We start from the raw sequence: 22,435 nt of genomic DNA on the forward strand, positions 1-22,435 counted from the left end.
GCCGAGCCTAAAACAAGCTTAAATCAAGCCTCGACGTGGTGGTCTTTGCCACATAGAGGCTTGTCTTAGGTGTAAATCTATTCTCCTGCAATCAATCTTAAGACTATATCTGTTTCTATATACCAATTTTCAGCGCAACTTTGCCAAACTGACGACCATTTTGCAAATAGGCGAATGCCTCTTTAGCGTGATCTAGTGGAAAGACTTCACTCAAAGTTGGCTTTATTTGATGTTGCTCGATAAAGGATAACATTTCCCGAAACTCTTCCCTACTTCCCATCGTGGTACCTAATAACTGATATTGTCCATAAAAGAATTCCCTTATATTTATCGTTACATGATCTTCCGTTGTTGCACCAAAAGTTACTATTTTCCCGCCTTTTTTAAGCACCGATAGTGATCGATTAAAGGTCGCGTTCCCTACACTTTCGATTACGATATCGATTTGTTCATTTACTAATGCAGTTTTCCAGTCACTATTTGTATCAATTGCTCTACTTGCGCCAATATAAAGAGCTTTTTGTCTCTTATCCTCATGTCTTGAAGAAACGATTACCCGCGCACCCATCGCGTTAGCAAATTGAATAATGAAAGTAGCTACACCACTGCCAGCACCAGGAATAAAAATGTTATCTCCTTTTGCAACCTTCCCCTTTGTAACTAATGCTCTATAACCAGTTAAAGCTGAAAGAGCTAATACTCCAGCTTCTTCCCATGACATATGCAGCGGCTTAGGTTCAAGCTGCTCTTCATCAATAACAATGGATTCCGCAAACGTTCCATGGTCAGGCATTCCAAGGATCTCAAAACCAGCTGGAGGGGCGTCGCTATTATCATACCAACCCAGCGCTGGATTAATAATCACTTCGTCACCAACAGAAAATCGATTGACCCCTTCCCCAACTTCATCCACCACACCAGCTCCGTCTGAACCAAGAATTAAAGGTACTGGGTTATGGCCTCTTCTTACCGGTATGTTTAAATCACGGTGGTTAATTCCGGCCACCTTTAACCGCACTTTAACCATGCCTTTTGAAACAGTTTGCTCGACCATGTCCTTGACCTTTAACTCTTTTCCTTCGTGAATAAATGCCTTCATGTTATTTCTTCTCCTTTATAAAAATAATTACTAAACTTCTCCAAATCTTTATCATTTCTAATATCACTAGCCAACAGAGGGATATTTATTAATTTCTTCCCAGCAAAAACAGCATCAATTTCTCTTAGGTACTGTCTCTCCATATCTTTCCTTGCGAGCAGAAACGAACTATTTGTATCTGCCGGTAGCACTTTATTTATAACAATGGTGCTTACTCGCAATTGGTGCTCCTCTAACATTTTCACAGCTTTTTTCGTTTCTAGAATTGGCAACCGCTCTGGGTTTAATACAAAAACAAAGGAAGTGAGCTTAGGGTCGAGAAGTATCTTTCTTACTTGTTTAAAGCGATGTTTACGCAGCAACAAAATTTCATATATTGGATCATCTATCGCTTCTCCATCGTTTAATAACTCCGTATATTTACGATTAGTTTTACGCCGTTTTTCTAACATACCTTCAATCCAGATACCCATCATTTCGGGGAGTGTCAATAATCGAATCGTATGTCCGGTTGGAGCGGTATCAAATATTATCCTATCATATAATTGCCGTTCTTCTAAAATGATAGATACGATTTTATCAAAAAGGGCAGCTTCTTCTGCACCAGGAGATACCTTTGCTAGATCAAGTTGCCGATGGACCTCATGGACAAAATTAGCTTTTACCATTCCGTCTAAGTTTTGTTTTACTTGCTTAATATAGCTTTCTGTTTCTTTTTGAGAGTCTATTTCAACAACAGCTAAATTGTTCGCAACATTTATTGGCTCTCCTCCCAATTGCCTATTAAAAATATCACCTAAATTGTGAGCCGGATCAGTCGACACTAATAATGTCTTATTTCCCATTAATGCAGACTGTTGAGCAAGCCCAGCCGCAGTTGTCGACTTTCCTACCCCACCTTTTCCTCCAACAAAGATAATTGGTTGATTGATAATCACGCTTCACTCCTCCTTTAGCAACAACGAATGCCATCTAGTGGTGACTTGTCCATCCCCATCCGAAGATGCCATGTATGAAATTGTTCCACCATGTACGGGTAAAGTTCTAAGGAATAATAATAAATCGGATTTGGAATACCAAGTAGCTCAGAATATAAGAGTAGTAAAAATAAATCTTCTTCATCCCTTATTTCTCGAGAAATCTCACTCTGATGATTCAAACTCAAAACTTGCTCATACCAATCGATTAAGTTTTTTATTTTTCTAGCCAAAAGAATCACTCCACTTCTAAGCACAGAAAGGGACCACTTGAAGGATCCCTTTTTGTCTATTGAAACATAATCTTTCCATCCATCGGTTTTGTGTTTTAGACCTGATGCTTAAGCTTGCTGAAACGAGTTAGTTTATTGATTTAACTCACCTTTTGTCAGTACTGAAATGGCAGTTAAAATTATCCAAACGGCAAACCCAAAGATAATTGCACCGAAGATAAATAATAGGGTGTTTGATTGTGTCCCAAACCAAGACCATTGAAATAGCACCTGGTTAAACATGGCAATCAACGTCATAACTAATAAGAAGATCATTGGTACTAAAGAAACCCAATAATTCCTACCTTGTCGTTTTAACCATATCGATACGAGTAACAAACTGATACCAGCTAGTAATTGATTGGAAGTTCCAAATAACGGCCACAATAAGTAACCGCCCGAACCAAATCCTTTAGGGCCTTCTGGTAGTAAAACTAATGCAGCACTTAACACTACGGCAATAGTTGTTGCCACATGTGTTTTTGATAATGCCGGAAGTTTATACTCCACACCTAACTCTGAAATAATATAACGCATGAGCCGAACAGAAGTATCCAATGTTGTTGCAGCAAAGCTAATGACGATGATAGATACAATTGTTGATGCAACATCAACTGGTATGCCAAGTCCTGCTGCTAATTGACTTCCACCCCGAACAAACACACTAAGTCCAACATTTCCCGCTTCTGAAAAACTACTATATGTTTTGGTAAATTCAGCAGCTGAAGGGAAAAAGGTTACTGCTGCAATAATTGCAATTAAAGCGAGCACCCCTTCTCCAACAGCCCCAAAATAACCAACGAAACGAGCGTCTGTCTCTTTATCTAATTGCTTAGACGAGGTACCGGATGATACTAACCCATGAAAACCAGAGATTGCACCACATGCGATTGTTATAAATAACAGCGGAAACCATGATACGTCCGATTGTCCATTTGATACCGGTGCAGTGATGTCTGGATTAGTAAAGAAAAGACCTAGATATAAAATAGCTAAGCCTACGACCAATTGATGAGAATTAATGAAATCTCTTGGTTGTAGTAGTTTCCAAACCGGTAAGGTCGATGCAATGTAAACATATACCATCAAGATGATGATCCAGATAAAAAAGGCACTAGAAGTAGCACCTAATCCGAAGATCCCGGTTGCTCCTTCTCCTCCAAAATAGCTGACAAGGTCTATTTGGAACGCTGGTATTTTGCTCGAAAGAATTGCAACTCCATACATAACAATTAAGGCGAGTACAGATGGAACAAGCATCTTGGTTTTCTTTCGATAAACGGCATAACCAATCCAAATTGCAAGTGGTATTTGGATAAAGACAGGAAGAACACTTGCAGGAAAAGATATAAACAGATTGGAAATAACCCAAGCGAAAACAGCATTGACCATTAATACTAAAATGAGAATAATAAACAAAAATAACAATTTTGCCTTTTGACCAATTAGTGTATGGGCAAGTGTACCAATTGATTGTCCTTTATTTCTTACAGACAAAACTAACGTACCAAAATCATGTACCCCTGCAGCAAAAACTGTTCCAAGAACTACCCATAAAAAAGCCGGTAACCATCCCCAGTAAACAGCGATTGCAGGACCAACAATTGGGGCAGCGCCAGCAACAGACGTAAAATGATGACCCCACAGCACAAACTTGTTTGTCGGTACATAATCGACTCCATCTTGATATTTATGTGCTGGTGTTACATAATCCGGATCCAACCGATAAATCTTTTGGGCGATAAATTTTGAGTAGAATCGATAACCTAAAATAAAGACAAGAATGCCGAGAATTGCAACCAAACTTCCATTCATTTTTCAGCCTCCTAATTCAAAATCTGAAACCGTTTACTACAAACAGTTATATTTTCTAAAATTAAAAATATGACCCGTACCCCCAGAAAATAATATGAGGTTAAGAAAAGCGCAGGGCGCCCGGAGCTAGACAGCTCTTGAATTTTTTATACTTTCTTATCTTTAAAAAAGTTGACTGAGGACCTCCTTTTGACTTACGACCCAGAGGGGGCTTAGGAAGTGAAGTAGACAGCTCTCGGATTATTTATAATCAACAAAAAAACCTTACCAAATCGGTAAGGTTTTCGTTATCTAGAAAAGCATTATCGCTATCGCTGTAGAAATAAATAAACCAATCATTACTGGACCGAAGTTTTTCCTTACTAACTCCATAACTGATACACCACAAAATCCAGCAACAGCTACCAACGAAGACCACGCTATTATTGTTCCGCCACCAGTCCAAATCGATCCCATTTGACCAATAGCAGCTAAAGTAGATGGATCAATACCGCTACCGGCCATCGCTCCAGCCAACGAACCAGTGAGTGGTAAACCAGAAAATCCTGAACCATCCAAACCAGTGATAATACCAATAATCAATATTCCAAATGCCATTAAAATTGGATTTTGAGGTAAAATTTCTTGTGAAGCATTTACAAGATCAAATAGAAATCCCGGTTGAGCTTCTTCAACTCCGAGAATACTTCCAGAGAAATCTGAACTTCCTAAAAAGAAAAAACCAGCAATTGGAATGACCGGACCCATCGCTTTAAAAGCGAAAAGAAAGCCTTCAGTTATATGGTCACTAATATAATCTAACGCCTTATGCTTTCCAAATGCTAAAGTGGATAGTAAAAGTAAGATAACGGCAACTCCACCAATAAATGCTGCACCGTCTCCTCCTTCAAATCCTCCCATACGACCTGAAGTTAACTTTGTTGACACCATATAAATCATTACGATCAGCATCGATACAGGAACGAGAACTGCAAATAGTTTACTCCACATCGGTAGATTATTAGTTTCTGAATGCTTATCGGTTTCTTTTAAACCTTGAAGTGCTAGAAGTTCCCCGTGAGCAGCCGGGTCATTTGGGCGTCGAATACTTTTTCTATTTAGCAAATAAGCTAAGGCAATTGCAATTACACCTGTAATCAAAGATAGTACTAAGGCTTTATCAATAATATCACCAGCTGGAATGCCTGCAGCTTTTGCTGACAGACCAGGAGCTACTTGAATAATATAATCAGAAGAAAGCGCCATTCCTTGCCCAGCTAATGCAACAGCTACAGCACCTAGCATAGCCGGTAGTCCTGCCCTTACCGCTGCCGGTAGAAGTAGAGCACAAATTAGCGGTACTGCCGGTGTTGGCCAGAAGAATAGAGAAATGACATAAGTGACAACAACTAAAACCCAATAGGCGACATGCCCATTAACCATAACCTTTTGAATGGGTTCTATCATTCGTTTATCTGCACCAAGATCTTTCAGCGAATGCAATAAAGCAACCATAAACGTAATAATAAGAAAAATACTAAACAATTCTTTTGCAGCAACTAAATTAGCATTAAACACTGCGGTAAAACCATCAATTAAACTTCCCTTATAAAGCCACGCAACAACAAATGTACCTAATAAAGTTGGTAAGACAATTCCCCTTTTAAATACCATTGTGATGATTATTGCTAACGTAAATAATCCATATATCCAATGAGAAATCGTAAGTTCCACGCCACATCTCCTCCATCAGTTATTTACAACCGAATTGTGTTATAGCCTATGCAACGTGGAGGTAATTGGTGATAAAGAAAAGCGCAGGGCGCCTTGGTAAGACCCGAGGGGCTAGGCGTCCGGAGCTACATCAATTACCCTAAAAAAATAACAGCCATCTCTGGCTGTTTATCATACAATGGGCCTTATTTATTCGATTCCTCTCGACTGTCGTCGCTTGATTCACTACACGGAAAACAAAAAAGCTGGTTATTTTCATTTACACCATTTAAAAAACCATTTTCACAAAATACTTTTCGTCCACAACGTTCACAATTACCAACTAACTCCACCAAGAGATCCACCCCCATTATTATAGGAAGAACCTTTGTTAGAGCTCTCCTAACAAAGGTTCTTCTTTAAAGATAAAAAAATTCAATCGTGATAACATCCAGGCTCAGCGCTTTTGTTCTTCAATCTTTTATCGATAAAAGCGTCCGTGGTTGTTTTAAAAACAAAAAACCAATGACAATTGTACTTAGAACAAAAGCAGGTAACATGTAGGATCCATTATACAGTGTCGAATATAGCCATACAGGCTGACCCTCTGGAGCATATTCCGCAAAAAATACAACACCAGCATATAGATGAGCTAAAAAGCGAAGGAAACTTCCAATAAACACCCCAAGAGTTAGATAAGTAAAAAACTTTCCAGATTGTTTCGCTTCTAATGCATCTTTAACTTGCTTAGCAAAGATTCCCGCAACACCTAATACAGTAAATGCTAATCCGTATTCAATAAATCCCTGTAGAGGTGTTAAAATATATGCTGTACCAACAACCACTTGCATGATACCGAATAAGAACCCGGATAAAAGACCACCTTTTACCCCCCACCGATAAGCTATTATAAACACCGGTATCATTGCAAAAGAAACAGAACCACCCTGAGCCCAAAGTTGAAATTTAAGAAATGGTATTAAATCTAGAACAAGAGCTAGAGCTGAAAAAATTGCCACTTCAATTAAAAATAATGTTCTCCTTGAATTGTTCATAAAAATTTTCCTCCCCTTATTTTTTGGCAACAAAAAAAGCAACGCCAAGGGGAAGCTTCCTGATGGAGGACCCGTTTACATTGCTAACTACGCCATCAAAAAAGCCACCATCCCTACGCTAGAATTAACTAACAGGTTCAAAGGGTCTGAACAAAGACTGTTCACTCTCAGCCATAACGGCTCCCCCTGAAGGCTTTATTTCTATACTTTTTTTGCTAGTGGTATTATACCTGAATCGCTTTATGATTGGCAATAAGAAAAGCGCTGGAACAAGACATCTTTCACTTATTTACATTTTTAACACATGTAGTAACCCCAAGGAAAAAGATTGGCTATAAGTGAAAAGGCTCCCCCTTGGTAATAGCAGATTTTAATTCTTGTTGAATGTAGCCAATCCCCCTTAAATTAGCTAACGGATACCTAACTTTCTCAACAGGAAAACACGCCTCTATTATTGGTCTGTACTTTTTCCCTGTGAGGGCAATAACCCTTGCAAAACGATTTAGTTGTTTACTTTCCACTTGACTTACTAGTTGATCGATTGCAATAACACCGTCTTGTTTGTTACCAAAGCTAAGATCATAATTCCCTTCCACACAATCATCTGGTAACAAGAAACCATATTTTGCTGACAAAATTACCCACTCGTCACAAAAATCGACTGCATAGTGTTGAGAAAGTTGGTGCAATGTTCCAATATAGGCATCCTTCGCTTGCACCGGGCCATTGTCTTCATATTTATCCCATATTTTTTTCCTGCCACAAGGAATAATACACAAATCCATCTTTACATTACTTCCTTCCTTATATGAAATGATTGTTAGCTTTTTAAGCATTATTCTTGCAGCATTTTCAAAAAAATTGTCACCTACACATTAAACGTTAGTAATTATAACATGGAAAGTAACCTAAATTTACCCATCCCGCGCAATTATCCACTTTTTTTTGAAAACGCTTCATAAATGTTCACAATTAGCTTGTACTTCTTTATTAACAATAATGAAAACGTTTTACAATCATTATATTTGTCTCAAATATCAGAAAATTTTCACTAAACCTGTTGACCTACAACTTTAACGGTTGTATGATTGTTGTCAATCAAAAGAATTATAAGTTTTTCGAATATAGCTTTTGATTTAGGGACAACGTGTTAACTGGTTTCATATTTGGAGGAGATAACCACTTGAAAATCTTATCTTCTAATTATAATCCTTTGAACTTTAAAATTGATTTCATATATTTAAGGAGAAAACTATGCGAAGTGATATGATAAAAAAAGGCATCGATCGGGCACCCCACCGCAGCCTATTACACGCAACAGGGGTTAAAACAAGCGATTTAGGAAAACCGTTCATCGGTGTTTGTAATTCGTACGTCGACATCATACCTGGACACAAACATTTAAACAAATTTGCAGAAGTAGTAAAAGATGCAATTCGCGAAGCTGGTGGAATTCCATTTGAATTTAATACCATTGGTGTTGATGATGGAATTGCAATGGGACACATTGGTATGCGTTATTCATTACCAAGTCGAGAAATTATTGCAGATAGCGCTGAAACAGTTATTAATGCACACTGGTTTGATGGTGTCTTCTACATTCCTAACTGTGATAAAATAACACCAGGAATGTTAATGGCTGCAGTAAGAACAAACGTCCCTGCTGTTTTTGTATCAGGCGGCCCAATGGAAGCAGGTGTTTCACCAACTGGCCAACCTCTTTCACTTGTTTCAATGTTTGAAGGTGTAGGTGCTGTACACTCAGGTAACATGACTGAAGCTGAGTTAACAGAATTAGAAACGCTAGCGTGTCCAACTTGTGGATCTTGCTCAGGCATGTTTACAGCCAATTCCATGAATTCTTTAATGGAGATGTTAGGATTGGCATTACCAGGTAACGGAACACTACTAGCAACTTCTGACGAAAGACACAAGTTGATTTATGATGCTGCTAAACATTTAATTGATTTAATCAAAAAAGATATAAAACCAAGAGATATTGTGACAAGAGACACCATTGATGATGCATTCGCACTTGATATGGCAATGGGTGGCTCAACAAACACTGTCCTTCATACTCTTGCCATAGCACACGAAGCAGGTATTGAGTATGACTTAAATCGTGTTAATGAAATAGCCAAAAAAACACCATATCTATCTAAGATAAGTCCTGCATCCGACTACTCCATGCACGATGTCCACTTAGCAGGTGGAGTTAGCGCTATAATTAAAGAATTATGTAAAATAGATGGACTTATACACAAAGACCGTATTACAATAACAGGTGAAAGTATTTATGAAAATGTAAAAGATGCAGAAATCCTTAATAAAAACGTAATAAAAACAAAAGATAATCCTTATAGCCCTGTAGGTGGTCTTTCTATCCTACACGGAAACATTGCACCTGACGGCGGAGTTATTAAAGTTGGTGCAGTTGACCCATCGATTCAGAAGTTTGAAGGAACTGCGATTGTTTTTGAATCACAAGACGAGGCACAGACCGGAATTGACGATGGTACGGTACAGGCAGGTCATGTTGTTGTCATTCGTTATGAGGGTCCAAAAGGCGGTCCAGGGATGCCAGAAATGTTAGCTCCTACCTCTTCTATTGCTGGTCGTGGTTTAGGAAAAGAAGTGGCCTTGATCACGGATGGAAGATTCTCAGGTGCAACACGAGGTATCTCCATTGGCCATATTTCTCCTGAAGCTGCTGAAGGTGGCCCGATTGCATTGGTTGAAAATGGAGATAAGATTGTTATTGATTTACCAAACAGAACCATTGAACTCTTAGTAGATGAAAATGAGCTCGAGAATCGTCGTAAAAATTGGGTCAAACCTGAACCTAAAATAAAAACTGGTTACCTTGCTAAATATGCAAAATTAGTTACTTCTGCTAACACTGGTGGAGTAATGAAAATATAAAATTAATGGTTATATAAAATCGATGACGGGAACAAAGGAATAAGATTATGTATTCACAGAGAGCCGGGGTTGCTGGAAGCCCGGAAATACACCTTATTCTGACTTCCTCCCTGAGTGTTAAGTTGAAAGGTCTTATCCGATTAGGCTTGACCAGGTGTTAAAACACCTGTTATCAAAAGAAGCGAACATGATTCCATGTAGCTTCACGAGGCAGTCTCCGAGAGGATACTGTGAATTTAGGGTGGTACCGTGAAAAGCTAAGCCTTTTCTCCCCGTATATTCTGTAGTAGTGCAGTTTATGGGAAGAATTGGCTTTTTTTGTTAGCAAATAAATTTAATTTTAAATTTATTATTCTCATAGGAGGGATTACAAATGAAGGTAGAAGCAAAACCGGGATATGAGACAAAAACCCAACCAAAGACAGGAGCAGATCTTCTAGTCGAGGCTTTAATCAATGAAGATGTTAAAACGATCTTCGGTTATCCAGGTGGTGCCGTTTTACCAATTTACGATGCCCTTTACCGTGCAAAGGATGCATTTAACCACATTCTTACTCGTCACGAACAAGGTGCTATCCACGCCGCTGAAGGATTTGCTCGTGTTTCCGGGAAACCAGGAGTAGTAATCGGGACGTCTGGACCTGGAGCAACAAATTTAGTTACTGGTATAGCAGATGCTATGATGGATTCTATACCACTTGTTGTTTTCACAGGTCAGGTTGCAAGAAGTGTAATTGGTACAGACGCATTCCAGGAATCAGATGTGATAGGTATTACGACTCCGATCACGAAACACAATTACCAGGTTCAGGATGTGAGTGACTTACCTCGTATCGTTAAGGAAGCATTTCACATCGCCTCTACAGGTCGCCCTGGTCCAGTAGTTGTTGATATACCAAAAGATATTTCAGCAAATCCATGTGAAGATTCCTATGATACGGATTTTCATTTACCTGGATATCAACCAACTACAAAACCTAATCCATTACAGATTAAAAAATTGGCTGATTCCTTAGCAAAAGCTAAAAAACCGGTAATTCTTGCTGGAGCAGGTGTAATCATTAGTAAAGCGTCCCTTGAGCTAAGAGAGTTTGCAGAAAAGCACCAATTACCTGTTACCACTACCCTACTTGGACTTGGTGGATTTCCAGGACAGCATGAATTGTCATTAGGTATGGCGGGGATGCATGGTACGTATGCAGCAAACACAGCATTGTATGAATGCGATTTGTTAATCAATATCGGCGCTCGTTTTGACGATCGTTTAACAGGTAATCTAGCACACTTTGCTCCTTTTGCAACAGTCGCTCACATCGATATTGACCCAGCAGAAATTGGTAAAAATGTAACAACACATATTCCAATTGTATCTGATGCGAAAGAAGCACTTAAAAGTATGGAACACCATGTGAAACAGTCACCTGAACACAAGGATTGGTTTGACATGCTAAACAAATATAAAGAAGAATATCCACTTTGGTATAAAAAGCCAGAAGAGGCGATGGTTCCTCAGTGGTTACTAAAGCAAATTCATGCAAAAACAAATGGCGATGCCATTGTTACGACAGATGTTGGGCAACATCAAATGTGGACAGCACAATATTACACATTTGACCGACCAAATCGCTGGGTAACATCAGGCGGACTTGGAACAATGGGCTTCGGCTTCCCTGCTGCAATCGGTGCTCAACTAGCATTTCCAGAAGAAACAGTTGTTGCAGTAGTTGGAGACGGTGGGTTCCAAATGACACTTCAAGAATTATCTGTTCTTCAAGAGCGAGGATTACCTGTAAAAGTAATCATTGTTAACAACGGCGCACTTGGAATGGTAAGGCAATGGCAAGAAGCATTCTATGAAAAGCGTTATTCCGAGTCTATTATTGAAATTCAACCAGACTTCGTTAAATTAGCAGAAGCTTACGAAATCAAAGGGTTGAGAATTGATAGTCAAGAACAATTGGTCAATGCTCTCCCAGAAATATTTGACTATGACGGCCCGGTAGTTGTTGATTGTCGTGTCTTGCAGCAGGAAAACGTCTATCCAATGATTGCGCCAGGCAAAGGGCTTCATGAAATGATTGGGGTGAAACCATGAAACGAATAATTACAGCCACTGTTCAAAACCGTAGTGGAGTATTGAATCGTGTGACAGGTCTTCTGCAAAAGCGACAATTTAATATCGAAAGTATTACAGTGGGTCGTACAGAAGTTGAAGGAATTTCTAAAATGACCTTTGTCGTTGATGTAGAAGATAATCAAAAACTTGAGCAAGTAACAAAACAGTTGAACAAACAAATTGATGTGTTAAAAGTATCTGACATTACTGACAAAGCAATTGTTGCTAGAGAATTAGCTTTGATTAAAGTTGTTAGTACTGGTCAATTACGTAATGAAATTCAAGGGATTATTGAACCGTTTCGTGCTTCGATTATCGATGTAAGTAGAGATAGTCTTTCCATACAAGTAACAGGTAAGCCAGATAAGATTGAAGCACTAATTGATCTTCTAAGACCATATGGTATTAAAGAATTAGCTAGAACTGGCTTAACAGCTTTCCTAAGAGGTCAACAGCCTCAGGTAACAGAACTTACTTCTTATTCTTTATTAAAATAGTACAAGAATAAGCAACCACTGTTTGCACGACCAAATTTAAATATACTAAACCATTTTGAGAGGATGTATTAATTATGACAAAAGTACTTTACCACAACGATATTCAAGAAGAGGTTTTACAATCAAAGAAAATTGCCATCATCGGTTATGGTTCACAAGGTCATGCCCATGCACTTAACTTAAAAGAAAGTGGTTTTGATGTTGTTGTTGGTTTAAGACAAGGTAAATCTTGGGATAAAGCTGTTGAAGATGGTGTTGAAGTTAAGTCTGTTGCAGACGCAACTGCAGAAGCTGATGTAGTTATGATCCTTCTTCCAGATGAATATCAACCAAAAATCTATGAAGAAAGTATTAAACCTAACTTACAAGCTGGTAACGCACTAGTGTTTGCACACGGTTTTAATATTCATTTCAACCAAATCGTACCTCCTGCTGACGTTGATGTATTCTTAATTGCTCCAAAAGGTCCGGGACACTTAGTACGTAGAACGTTTGAAGAAGGTGCTGGTGTTCCCGCACTTTACGGTATCTATCAAGATTTTACAGGTCAAGCTAAGGATATTGCTCTTGCTTACGCTAAAGGTATTGGTGCTGGCCGTGCTGGTATTCTAGAAACTTCATTCCAAGAAGAAACAGAAACTGACTTATTCGGTGAGCAAGCTGTCCTTTGTGGTGGTGTATCTGCTCTTGTTAAAGCAGGTTTTGAAACACTAACAGAAGCTGGCTACCAACCAGAAGTTGCTTACTTCGAGTGTTTACACGAATTAAAACTTATTGTTGATTTAATGTATGAAGGTGGATTAGAAGGTATGCGTTATTCTATCTCTGATACAGCTCAATGGGGAGATTTCGTATCAGGTCCACGTGTAGTTAACGAAGATACAAAAGCTCGCATGAAAGATGTATTAACAGATATTCAAACAGGTGCATTTGCTAAAGGATGGATCTTAGAAAACCAAGCAAATCGTCCACAATTTAATGCAATCAACGCAAGTGAAAATAACCATCAAATTGAAAAGGTAGGAAGAGAACTTCGTGAGTTAATGCCATTTGTAAAGCAAAAGGCAAACGCTAAGAAGGAAGTGGTCTCGAATGGTTCAAATTAAGATTTTTGATACGACTCTAAGAGATGGCGAACAATCGCCCGGAGTTAATCTTAATCAACTTGAAAAACTTGAAATCGCTAAGCAGTTAGAACGCTTTGGGGTAGATGTAATGGAAGCAGGCTTTCCTGCTTCCTCCCAAGGTGATTTCGAAGCAGTTCGTAAAATTGCTCAAACAATTAAACATGTTTCAGTAACAGCACTCGCACGTGCTAAAAAGTCTGATATTGATGTAGCATGGGATGCATTAAAAGATGCTGTAGACCCTAGACTACACGTCTTCATAGCTACCTCCCCTATTCACATGGAATACAAATTGAAAAAGACTCCAGAAGAAGTCATTCAAATTGCTGTAGACATGGTTACCTATGGAAAACAAAAAGGGTTTAACAAAATAGAATGGTCTGCTGAAGACGCTTCTCGTACCGATCTTAAATTCCTAGCTAAAATCGTTGAGAAGGTTATCGATGCTGGAGCAACCGTCATTAATCTCCCAGATACAGTTGGGTATACAACACCAAAAGAATACGGTGAAATGTTCCGTTATATGAAAGAAAATGTTCCTAATATAAATAAAGTAGACCTTTCCGCACACTGTCACGATGATTTGGGGATGGCACTTGCCAATTCTATCGCCGCGATCCAAAATGGAGCAACCCAAATCGAGGGAACAATTAATGGAATCGGTGAGCGCGCTGGTAATGCTGCACTTGAAGAGCTAGCAGTCGCTTTAACTATACGCAATGATTTTTATCCTTATACTACAAATCTTGTGCTAAAAGAAATTAAACGAACCAGTGATTTAGTCAGTAAGTTTACAGGCATGGTCGTACCAGGAAACAAAGCAGTTGTTGGTAGAAATGCATTTGCCCATGAATCTGGCATTCACCAAGACGGTGTATTAAAAAATGCGTCCACGTATGAGATCATTACACCAGAGCTTGTTGGTATTCAGTCTAATAACCTTGTACTTGGTAAACATTCCGGACGCCACGCTTTTAAAGATAAAATTGAGCAGCTTGGCTATCAGTTAAGTGAAGAAAAGCTAGCAGAAGCCTTTAAGGCATTTAAATCCTTAACAGACCGAAAAAAAGAAGTTACCGATGATGATCTGTTTGCGATCTTAATTGATATCCAAACAGATGTATCAAACGTTAAAAGATATGAGTTACAGTCCTTCCAATTACAATACGGTTCCTTTAACCTTCCCACAGCAACTGTTGCACTAACCACTCCTGATGGAGAACGAGTGGAAACGGCATGCACTGGGCAAGGAAGTGTTGAGGCATTGTACAACACGATTGAGAACTTGGTAAAAGAAGAAATCCATTTAACGGATTTCAACTTAAGTTCTATTGGTAAAGGTCGTGATGCATTAGCTGAAGTACATGTTAGTATGACGGTTAATGGAGCACCTGTTAGTGGCAGAGGTTCTGCTCAAGACGTGCTTGAAGCAGCAGCTCAAGCATTCTTAAACGCAGTTAATCGTGTTTTCCTAAGAAAAGCGAAAGCGCCTTGCTAGACTTATGACCCCGAGGGGCTAGGAAGCGGAGTGGACAGCTCTTGGATCTTATTAACTTTCTTATCTTGTAAACAAAAACAAAACTATTGAAGAAAAAGCACAAATTTGATTCGAGTGGAGGACCAATGATGGAAAAATTAATTGTTTTACTTCCTGGTGATGGAATTGGCAAAGAAGTAACTGCTTCTGCACAGGATATTCTTGAAACAGTCTCAGAGAAGTTTGGTCATTCCTTTTCCTTTGAATCACATGATATCGGTGGGATTGCCGTGGATAACCACGGTACTCCTCTACCGGATCAAACCGTAGAAGCATGTAAACAAGCGGATGCAGTTCTATTAGGTGCAGTTGGTGGACCAAAGTGGGATAACCTCCCCTCTCATCTTCGCCCGGAGCGAGGCCTTCTCGGAATTAGAAAAGCATTAGATTTGTTCGCCAATTTACGACCGGTAAAAGGATTCCCGACGCTATTGCATGCTTCCCCATTAAAGGAAGAGATTATTAATGGTAGTGACCTACTTATTGTACGAGAATTAACCGGTGGCTTGTACTTTGGGACACCAAGTGAACGAAGAGATAATGGGAATGCAGTGGTTGATACCCTGACTTATACTAGAAGAGAAATTGAAAGAATCGTTGATAAAGCATTCCAAAGTGCCCAATTAAGACAGAAGAAGTTAACTTCTGTTGACAAAGCCAATGTACTAGAATCTAGTAAACTATGGCGTGAAATAGTGGAAGAAAAGAAACAAGATTACCCTGATGTTACGGTTGATCACGTACTTGTAGATGCCGCTGCAATGAAATTGATCACAAATCCAAGTGCTTTTGATGTCATCGTGACAGAAAACATGTTTGGTGATATTCTTAGTGATGAAGCATCAGTCCTAACAGGGTCGCTAGGAATGTTACCATCTGCTAGTTTAGCAGAAAATGGTGTTGGCCTTTATGAGCCTGCCCACGGCTCTGCACCAGATATTGCCGGAAAAGGAATCGCAAACCCTATTGCAACCATTCTATCAGCAGCGTTATTATTAAGATATTCCTTCGGTTTAGATGAGGAAGCTTTAGCAATTGAGAATGCTGTGGAAGCTGTTGTTAATGAAGGCTATCATACTGCAGATTTGCACGTTGAGAATGGAAAATTAATCAACACAAATGAGATGACACAGTTAATTGCCGAATTTATCAAAAATGAAACTGTTCAGTCCATCAGTTAATCATATTACAGAACGACAAATGTAAGGAGTGAAATAACGATGCAAAAGCCGAAAACGATTATCGAAAAAATATGGGACCAACATGTGGTCCATCAAGAAGAAGGTAAACCTGATCTTCTATATATCGATTTGCATTTAGTTCATGAAGTTACCTCTCCTCAAGCATTTGAAGGATTGAGAATGAACGATAGGAAGGTTCGTCGCCCAGACTTAACATACGCAACTATGGACCATAATGTCCCAACGATTCATCGTCATATTATCAAAGACCAAATATCCAAAACACAAATGGATACGTTAAAGTCCAATTGTGAAGAGTTTGGTGTTCCACTTGCTGATATTGATCACCCAGATCAAGGAATTGTCCATGTCATTGGTCCTGAGTTAGGTTTGACTCAACCAGGCAAAACGATTGTTTGTGGAGATAGCCATACCTCTACTCACGGTGCATTCGGTGCCCTTGCCTTTGGTATTGGTACAAGTGAGGTTGAGCATGTATTAGCTACACAAACAATTTGGCAAGCACCTCCAAAAACATTAAATGTTAAAGTTAATGGGAAGCTTGGAAAAGGAATTACAGCGAAGGATTTAATCCTTGCTATTATTGGTAAATATGGTGTTCGCTTTGGTACTGGTTATGTTGTTGAATATACCGGTGAGGCAATTCGTTCTTTATCAATGGAAGGTAGAATGACAGTTTGTAATATGTCCATTGAAGCCGGGGCTCGTGCAGGTTTAATAAGCCCAGACGACATTACGGTTGAATTTTTAAGAGGCCGCCGTCATGTACCAAAAGGTGAAGTATTTGAAAAAGTAGCCAAAGAATGGAAAGCACTTGCTACTGACGCGGGAGCAACCTATGACGCTACTGTAGAAATTAATGCAGATGAGGTTGAACCACAAGTAACATGGGGAACAAATCCTGGAATGTGTATCCCTGTTAGTGGATCCGTTCCAAATCCTGAAGATGCTAAAACAGCTAACGGAAAAGACGAAATAAATCGTGCTCTTGAGTATATGGGACTAGAAGCTGGCCAACCAATTTCATCTGTTAAAATTGATCATGTGTTTATTGGATCTTGTACGAATTCTAGACTTAGTGACTTAACACGTGCTGCTGAGATTGTTAAGGGCCATAAAGTAAAATCAGGAATAAGAGCAATGGTCGTTCCGGGCTCACATAGTGTTAAGAAAGCAGCAGAAGCAGAAGGACTTGATCAAATCTTTAAAGAGGCAGGCTTTGAATGGCGTGAAGCAGGTTGTAGCATGTGCCTAGGCATGAATGATGATATTGTTCCAGCTGGAGAACGTTGTGCATCCACTTCAAACAGAAACTTTGAAGGTAGACAAGGTGCTGGAGCGAGAACTCATCTAGTTAGTCCAGAAATGGCTGCAGCCGCAGCAATCGAAGGCCACTTTGTTGATGTAAGAAAGTTCTCTATACCGACCGCATAAGTGAAAACTTTACAAGATTACTGATATTTTCCTGAAAGGGGTAAAACAAATGGAACCAATTCGTGTCCACGAAGGTCGAGTTTATCCATTAAATCGATCAAATATTGATACAGACCAAATTATCCCAAAGCAATTTCTAAAACGCATATCTCGTCAGGGCTTCGGTCAATTCTTATTTTTTAACTGGCGTTTTGATAACGAAGGAAACCCTCGTCCCGATTTTTCTTTGAATGACCCTAAGTATCAACATGCATCTATTTTAGTTGCAGGTGAAAATTTTGGTTGTGGCTCTTCCCGTGAACACGCACCATGGGCATTGCTTGATTACGGATTTAAAGTTATTATTGCACCAAGCTTTGCTGATATTTTTAATAATAATTGTACGAAAAATGGTATTCTACCAGTACAGTTAACCGAAGAAGAGACACAATTGTTAATGGATCGGGCCGATAATGAAAATGATTATACGCTAAAAGTAGATTTAGAAAATAAACGAGTATACGATTCTATCGATTTCGAAGCATCCTTCGACTTACCTGAATATCCACGAGAGATGTTACTAAATGGTTGGGATGAAATTGGGGTAACATTAACCTATGCAGATAAAATCGATCAGTTCGAGGCAAAAAAACAAACTTTATAACGCAAGAAAAGCGCAAGACAAGACTCGTAATGGCGACCTTTGCCATGTAGAGGATTGACTACAACTCAGGGAGGGGTAGGCGCTGAAACTGGACGTGGCTGTCGCTGAATGTTATCTACGGCTTGGAATTTTTTTGATACTTTCTTATCTTCCACAAGTTAAGAACTCTAGCTGGTTTCAGCTAGAGTTCTTTTTTGGATTTGATTTTCTACTTTGTAACTCAGTTTAAGAAAGGTAGATGAAATTCATGAGTGTTTTTCACTATGAATCGTCTCCTCTAGAGAAACTGCTGACTTTGTATGGTCATGTAAATCACAAAACCAAACATCCGTACGAATTTTGTATGTAACATCACACTTTCTAGTCTTTTTGATGAAATTATGCCAGACAGTATACTCGTGTGTTTTGGCATGTATCATTTCAAAGTCAGAGCTAGTTTTTTTCCATGTATGAGTCATACCATCCTTTATTGGATCTGCTACTTCAGGTGATATTTTTGCTACTTTTGCGCTAACACTTAGATCCCCGACAAATCCAACCGAAACAATCACACTAGTCAGAAAGGCTAAAATCCATTTTCTCATGTTATCACCTCATTCGAGTACAACTATTTATTAATAATTTCCCCTGTTTTCCTTGTTTTATTAGTATTTAGCTATCGTTTTTTTAAACGTCAAAATTATTCTTTTTTAATAAATCAACAATCTCCTCTTTGGTTGTTATATCGGCATTATATTCTATTTTAACTTCACCATCATCAGTATCGACTAAAACTCTTTCCATACCTCTTAAAGAGTGTAAAATAGACTCGACATGTTGAATTGTATGTTTATCTGTAGCTTGTCTTATATAGACGGTACCGTTCGCCATGGAAAACCTCCTAATACGTTTATACCTTACTGTGCCCTATTCTTTCCATTCTATATCTTTTTTATTATTTGATTATTGATAGCGAGTGGAAATACACGCTATATTGCTGCTGATGCTTAAAATATTGTTCTTTAACTAGTATATAGTTAGTGTATTTCCACCCACCCTTTGTCATTTTAAATTAATCCATTCACGATAACATTATTTAGGGCTAGGATGTGGGAACTGTCGCTCAACAAGAACTGGACTTAGTAACTGAACATCGGAAATGGTAGATAAATCTACTTTTATACAAAATCTGGTTCGCTCAAGCCGGTAAACATCACAAATGTCGTCGACTAGACAGCCACCCTCATCTAATGGACGAAGCAGTGACAGCACAGCAATACATTCTTCTTCGTCTACTTTTTCAAATCGAAAGAACTTCGTTTGAAAGCAACCATATTCATCTTCAACTATTTCTCCGATGTTACCGAATCGTTCTAGTGGCTGATTTTTATTATCATCAGGGTACAAAATTACTGGAATCGTTGCTTCATAGGCCGGTTTGCAAAAGTGTTTTAGCCCTTTGTTTACCTTTTCTTTCTGCTTGTCGATGATATGCTTAGCTTTCTCACAAATGAAGTTATTAAGACAAACAGAGTGCTTCACAATAATCACCCCCTTTCAAGCAACTATTTCCTTTCTTTATCCGTCTTAGCTACAAACATTCCATAACCAATAATGTTTCTGGCAACATCCATTTCGAATGAGACTGTGCCAGGTCGCCAGTTTACTTCATACAGCCATATTTTCCCTTCTTCATCTAACCCAATATCAATTCCTAATTCATCAAAACTGTACGGGTAGAGGCTTTCAAAAAAGTCTGAAAATTGCAGAGCGAATACCTCAATATACTTTTTCATATTTAGGGCCCTATCACCATATTCTTGTTCCAAGAAATCATCAAAAAAGGACATTCTAGCACCCTTGCGTAAGTTTGATGCAATGCTTTTTCCTAGACTTACTCTCGGATAGATGACCATGATTGACCACTTTCCCTCACTGTTTTTCTGCACATGGAGACGGATATCAAAAGGCATTCCTGCTTTAGTAAAAGATGTGATATATTTTTGTACAATCCATTTATTTTTTTGTAATAAGTCATTGATCCTTTGCTCTAATTCTTGTTTACTTATCTCTTCTTGCTGCTTTTGGTTATCAAACAAATAATTTTTTTCAATTTTTTGAATAAAATGAATCCCTTCACCTTGGTGACCTGTTACCGGCTTTACGACCACTTTACCGTACTCTTCTAAATAATCAATTACCGTATTTGGACTTGAGACCTTTTTATAAGGGATTAGATATTCAGTAAACTGGTTAGACTTTTTAATTTTATAGAAAACACTTAATTTAGAACCTACTGGATTACTTAAAAAAGGAATTGTCTTTCTTAACCGGGAATGAATTTTCTTTTGTTTTTCTGTTAACGGGGGACCTGCGTTGTAGATTACATCTGGAAACGGTAACTCTTTACTGACCCAAGTTCCTTTTTGATAGACCTTTCCATAGACAATATTTTGTTTGAAATCAACCATTCCTGGTGTAAAATAATAAAAGTCAATTCCTTCAGCTTTGGCCACTGCTGCACATGCAAAAGCTTTTTTTACTTTTTCTGGATTTTTCCGATAATGAAGCATTGCAATCGTAGTCAATTAATTCCCTCCTTCTTGCTTGGCATTATGTGAAATTTTATTTCTGCTGCTGCATTTTTGGCTCTTTCCTTTGCTTGTTCCTCCGTCTCACCTTTAGCTATCACATATGCATAACGATGCCCCATCGACATTGGGGGAGTAACTAGTTGCCCTTTTTTTGGCTTAATGTAGACACTACATATACCTTCACAGTTACTTGCCCGACTCTTTCCGGTTACTTTGCTCAGCCTTCCTTGCTTGTCAACGGTAAGAAATTGAGCAAAAACTGGTTGTTCAAATTCCTTTACTAGGTTTGGTTTATCTCCTAAATATAGGGCTACTGTTTCTTTTGCTAGATTTATCCCATTGGCATTTAGAATGATCAGATTCATTGCACTACCAGAAATTCGTGGATTTATCTCTATTAATTTCCATCCGTTTGTGCTTCTTCGCATTTCCATATGAAATGATCCATTATCCATTTCAAATTTCGTTATGATAGCGTTAACTGCGTGTTCCAATGAATAATAAAAGGGTTCTTCGACATTGGCAAGGTATTGATAGCCTGTAATGATAAATCGGTCTTTAAAGGTTATTTCTTGTTTTATGATGGCAACGATAGCTAATTTCCCTTTGTGTACCACTCCTTCAATTAGATATTGTGGCCCTGAGATAAATTCCTCTATTAAAATCGATTTATTCGGATATTTCTTTTTTAAATAGTTGAAGGAGTCTTTAATTTCCTCCCTCTTATTTACGAGAAGGACGTCTTTTGATCCGGTTGAATTTGGCGCTTTCATAACAAACGGTAGCGGAATGGTATAGTTGTCAAGTTTTTCATAAACGGTTGTGAGATTTTTACATAGGTGGGATGTTGGGGAATATTCTAGACCATTCAACACCTCAGTAGATATTGCTTTATCCTCCATCGATTGAATCGCTTTTACCGATAGCGAACGATTGCAAAAACTAATACAAAGCTGAGCTGCTAATGCCACATAGTTATCAATAAAACTAATAATTGCTTTTATTTCATGGCTATAACCTAAAAATTTTTCTAGCCTATTTTCGACTTTTTTTTTCGTTATTTTTGGAAGATAAATAAATTTGTGGACATCAGGAAATTCCTCACGTTGCTTCACCAGCTTTTTTTTTGAAGTAATTAAGACAGTATAATAGCCAAGTTGCTCAGCAGCCTTTATACCTTCACGACTTGAACCTGATTTGTTTGTCTCGATAAAAATAATTGATTTCATCCAGTCCTCCCTCTTTCACAAATTATTACTTTATACCTATCATAAGCAAACAAATAGATTAAGTAACGGCACGTGCCATGAGCCAATAAGAAAAGCAAAGAGGCCCTTAGAAGTGTTCTATAAATGATACCCTAAGGATGTACATAAATGATTGTTTAAAAATGTACAATATGGATGCTTAACCGCATAATATTCTTGAGGTGAATATTGTGCATATCGCAATCATTGTGAATACAGATATCGAA

At 38.5% G+C, this 22,435-nt stretch carries 21 protein-coding genes and 1 riboswitch; of the genes, 8 read left to right on the forward strand and 13 right to left on the reverse strand.

What is annotated here, in order from left to right:
- Positions 1-115: 115 nt before the first annotated feature.
- From NC799_RS06495 to NC799_RS06530, 8 genes are all read right to left on the reverse strand, one after another.
- Positions 116-1,099 carry a zinc-binding dehydrogenase gene (locus NC799_RS06495; protein ID WP_272445568.1) on the reverse strand — a complete coding sequence of 328 codons (984 nt, stop codon included), beginning with the start codon at positions 1,097-1,099 and terminating at the stop codon, positions 116-118.
- Positions 1,096-2,037 (reverse strand): ArsA family ATPase, encoded by a 942-nt coding sequence (locus NC799_RS06500; protein ID WP_272445569.1) that lies wholly within the window; start codon positions 2,035-2,037, stop codon positions 1,096-1,098. The genes NC799_RS06495 and NC799_RS06500 overlap by 4 nt, the downstream gene beginning before the upstream one ends.
- A 14-nt stretch (positions 2,038-2,051) precedes the next feature.
- Positions 2,052-2,309 carry a cory-CC-star protein gene (locus tag NC799_RS06505; RefSeq protein ID WP_272445570.1) on the reverse strand — a complete coding sequence of 86 codons (258 nt, stop codon included), beginning with the start codon at positions 2,307-2,309 and terminating at the stop codon, positions 2,052-2,054.
- A gap of 132 nt (positions 2,310-2,441) precedes the next feature.
- Entirely contained in the window at positions 2,442-4,163 is a 1,722-nt protein-coding gene (locus tag NC799_RS06510) for a carbon starvation CstA family protein (RefSeq protein ID WP_272445571.1), read from the reverse strand.
- Positions 4,164-4,454: 291 nt separating this feature from the next.
- A complete protein-coding gene (locus NC799_RS06515; RefSeq protein ID WP_272445572.1) occupies positions 4,455-5,876 on the reverse strand; it encodes a hypothetical protein in 1,422 nt (473 codons plus the stop codon).
- A gap of 185 nt (positions 5,877-6,061) precedes the next feature.
- Positions 6,062-6,208: a hypothetical protein gene (locus NC799_RS06520; protein WP_272445573.1), complete on the reverse strand. Its 147-nt coding sequence runs from the start codon at positions 6,206-6,208 to the stop codon at positions 6,062-6,064.
- A gap of 120 nt (positions 6,209-6,328) precedes the next feature.
- A complete protein-coding gene (gene thiT / locus NC799_RS06525; protein ID WP_272445574.1) occupies positions 6,329-6,910 on the reverse strand; it encodes an energy-coupled thiamine transporter ThiT in 582 nt (193 codons plus the stop codon).
- Between the two features lie 93 nt (positions 6,911-7,003).
- Positions 7,004-7,107: riboswitch (TPP riboswitch) on the reverse strand.
- A gap of 135 nt (positions 7,108-7,242) precedes the next feature.
- Positions 7,243-7,695, reverse strand: coding sequence for a DUF6884 domain-containing protein (locus tag NC799_RS06530; protein WP_272445575.1), 453 nt, complete (start codon positions 7,693-7,695; stop codon positions 7,243-7,245).
- Positions 7,696-8,164: 469 nt separating this feature from the next.
- On the opposite strand from NC799_RS06530, the gene ilvD reads away from it, so the two are divergent.
- From ilvD to leuD, 8 genes are all read left to right on the forward strand, one after another.
- Positions 8,165-9,832 (forward strand): dihydroxy-acid dehydratase, encoded by a 1,668-nt coding sequence (gene ilvD / locus NC799_RS06535; protein WP_272445576.1) that lies wholly within the window; start codon positions 8,165-8,167, stop codon positions 9,830-9,832.
- Positions 9,833-10,205: 373 nt separating this feature from the next.
- Positions 10,206-11,927, forward strand: coding sequence for an acetolactate synthase large subunit (gene ilvB, locus NC799_RS06540; RefSeq protein WP_272445577.1), 1,722 nt, complete (start codon positions 10,206-10,208; stop codon positions 11,925-11,927).
- Complete coding sequence (gene ilvN / locus NC799_RS06545) at positions 11,924-12,445, forward strand: acetolactate synthase small subunit (protein WP_272445578.1); 522 nt, start codon at positions 11,924-11,926, stop codon at positions 12,443-12,445. Before ilvB ends, ilvN begins: the two co-directional genes overlap by 4 nt.
- 74 nt (positions 12,446-12,519) lie before the next feature.
- A complete protein-coding gene (gene ilvC / locus NC799_RS06550) occupies positions 12,520-13,551 on the forward strand; it encodes a ketol-acid reductoisomerase (RefSeq protein ID WP_272445580.1) in 1,032 nt (343 codons plus the stop codon).
- Positions 13,538-15,070, forward strand: a complete 1,533-nt coding sequence (locus NC799_RS06555; protein WP_272445581.1) for a 2-isopropylmalate synthase — start codon at positions 13,538-13,540, stop codon at positions 15,068-15,070. Before ilvC ends, NC799_RS06555 begins: the two co-directional genes overlap by 14 nt.
- Positions 15,071-15,198: 128 nt before the next feature.
- Positions 15,199-16,290 (forward strand): 3-isopropylmalate dehydrogenase, encoded by a 1,092-nt coding sequence (gene leuB / locus NC799_RS06560; protein ID WP_272445583.1) that lies wholly within the window; start codon positions 15,199-15,201, stop codon positions 16,288-16,290.
- A 39-nt stretch (positions 16,291-16,329) separates the two neighbouring features.
- Complete coding sequence (gene leuC / locus NC799_RS06565) at positions 16,330-17,745, forward strand: 3-isopropylmalate dehydratase large subunit (RefSeq protein ID WP_272445584.1); 1,416 nt, start codon at positions 16,330-16,332, stop codon at positions 17,743-17,745.
- Positions 17,746-17,794: 49 nt separating this feature from the next.
- Positions 17,795-18,388 carry a 3-isopropylmalate dehydratase small subunit gene (gene leuD / locus NC799_RS06570; RefSeq protein WP_272445585.1) on the forward strand — a complete coding sequence of 198 codons (594 nt, stop codon included), beginning with the start codon at positions 17,795-17,797 and terminating at the stop codon, positions 18,386-18,388.
- A gap of 245 nt (positions 18,389-18,633) precedes the next feature.
- Here the strand turns inward: leuD and NC799_RS06575 are convergent, their stop codons facing one another.
- The 5 genes from NC799_RS06575 to NC799_RS06595 form a co-directional block, all read right to left on the reverse strand.
- Complete coding sequence (locus NC799_RS06575) at positions 18,634-18,972, reverse strand: hypothetical protein (RefSeq protein WP_272445586.1); 339 nt, start codon at positions 18,970-18,972, stop codon at positions 18,634-18,636.
- A gap of 82 nt (positions 18,973-19,054) precedes the next feature.
- A complete protein-coding gene (locus NC799_RS06580; protein WP_272445587.1) occupies positions 19,055-19,258 on the reverse strand; it encodes a cation transporter in 204 nt (67 codons plus the stop codon).
- Between the two features lie 201 nt (positions 19,259-19,459).
- The gene (locus tag NC799_RS06585; protein WP_272445588.1) at positions 19,460-19,909 is read right to left on the reverse strand and encodes a CotY/CotZ family spore coat protein; all 450 of its coding nucleotides are present in this window, start codon (positions 19,907-19,909) and stop codon (positions 19,460-19,462) included.
- A 23-nt stretch (positions 19,910-19,932) separates the two neighbouring features.
- A complete protein-coding gene (locus tag NC799_RS06590) occupies positions 19,933-20,955 on the reverse strand; it encodes a YheC/YheD family endospore coat-associated protein (RefSeq protein ID WP_272445589.1) in 1,023 nt (340 codons plus the stop codon).
- Complete coding sequence (locus NC799_RS06595) at positions 20,952-22,190, reverse strand: ATP-grasp domain-containing protein (protein ID WP_272445590.1); 1,239 nt, start codon at positions 22,188-22,190, stop codon at positions 20,952-20,954. Before NC799_RS06595 ends, NC799_RS06590 begins: the two co-directional genes overlap by 4 nt.
- Between the last annotated feature and the right edge of the window lie 245 nt (positions 22,191-22,435).

The organism is Aquibacillus salsiterrae (assembly GCF_028416595.1).
Lineage (GTDB): Bacteria > Bacillota > Bacilli > Bacillales > Amphibacillaceae > Aquibacillus_A > Aquibacillus_A salsiterrae.

Coding starts and splice junctions, on each gene's coding strand:
- NC799_RS06495 (WP_272445568.1), bottom strand. CDS start 1,099: ATGAAGGCATTTATTCACGAAGGAAAAGAGTTAAAGGTCAAGGACATG.
- NC799_RS06510 (WP_272445571.1), bottom strand. CDS start 4,163: ATGAATGGAAGTTTGGTTGCAATTCTCGGCATTCTTGTCTTTATTTTA.
- thiT (WP_272445574.1), bottom strand. CDS start 6,910: ATGAACAATTCAAGGAGAACATTATTTTTAATTGAAGTGGCAATTTTT.
- NC799_RS06530 (WP_272445575.1), bottom strand. CDS start 7,695: ATGGATTTGTGTATTATTCCTTGTGGCAGGAAAAAAATATGGGATAAA.
- ilvD (WP_272445576.1), top strand. CDS start 8,165: ATGCGAAGTGATATGATAAAAAAAGGCATCGATCGGGCACCCCACCGC.
- ilvB (WP_272445577.1), top strand. CDS start 10,206: ATGAAGGTAGAAGCAAAACCGGGATATGAGACAAAAACCCAACCAAAG.
- ilvN (WP_272445578.1), top strand. CDS start 11,924: ATGAAACGAATAATTACAGCCACTGTTCAAAACCGTAGTGGAGTATTG.
- ilvC (WP_272445580.1), top strand. CDS start 12,520: ATGACAAAAGTACTTTACCACAACGATATTCAAGAAGAGGTTTTACAA.
- NC799_RS06555 (WP_272445581.1), top strand. CDS start 13,538: ATGGTTCAAATTAAGATTTTTGATACGACTCTAAGAGATGGCGAACAA.
- leuB (WP_272445583.1), top strand. CDS start 15,199: ATGGAAAAATTAATTGTTTTACTTCCTGGTGATGGAATTGGCAAAGAA.
- leuC (WP_272445584.1), top strand. CDS start 16,330: ATGCAAAAGCCGAAAACGATTATCGAAAAAATATGGGACCAACATGTG.
- leuD (WP_272445585.1), top strand. CDS start 17,795: ATGGAACCAATTCGTGTCCACGAAGGTCGAGTTTATCCATTAAATCGA.
- NC799_RS06575 (WP_272445586.1), bottom strand. CDS start 18,972: ATGAGAAAATGGATTTTAGCCTTTCTGACTAGTGTGATTGTTTCGGTT.
- NC799_RS06580 (WP_272445587.1), bottom strand. CDS start 19,258: ATGGCGAACGGTACCGTCTATATAAGACAAGCTACAGATAAACATACA.
- NC799_RS06595 (WP_272445590.1), bottom strand. CDS start 22,190: ATGAAATCAATTATTTTTATCGAGACAAACAAATCAGGTTCAAGTCGT.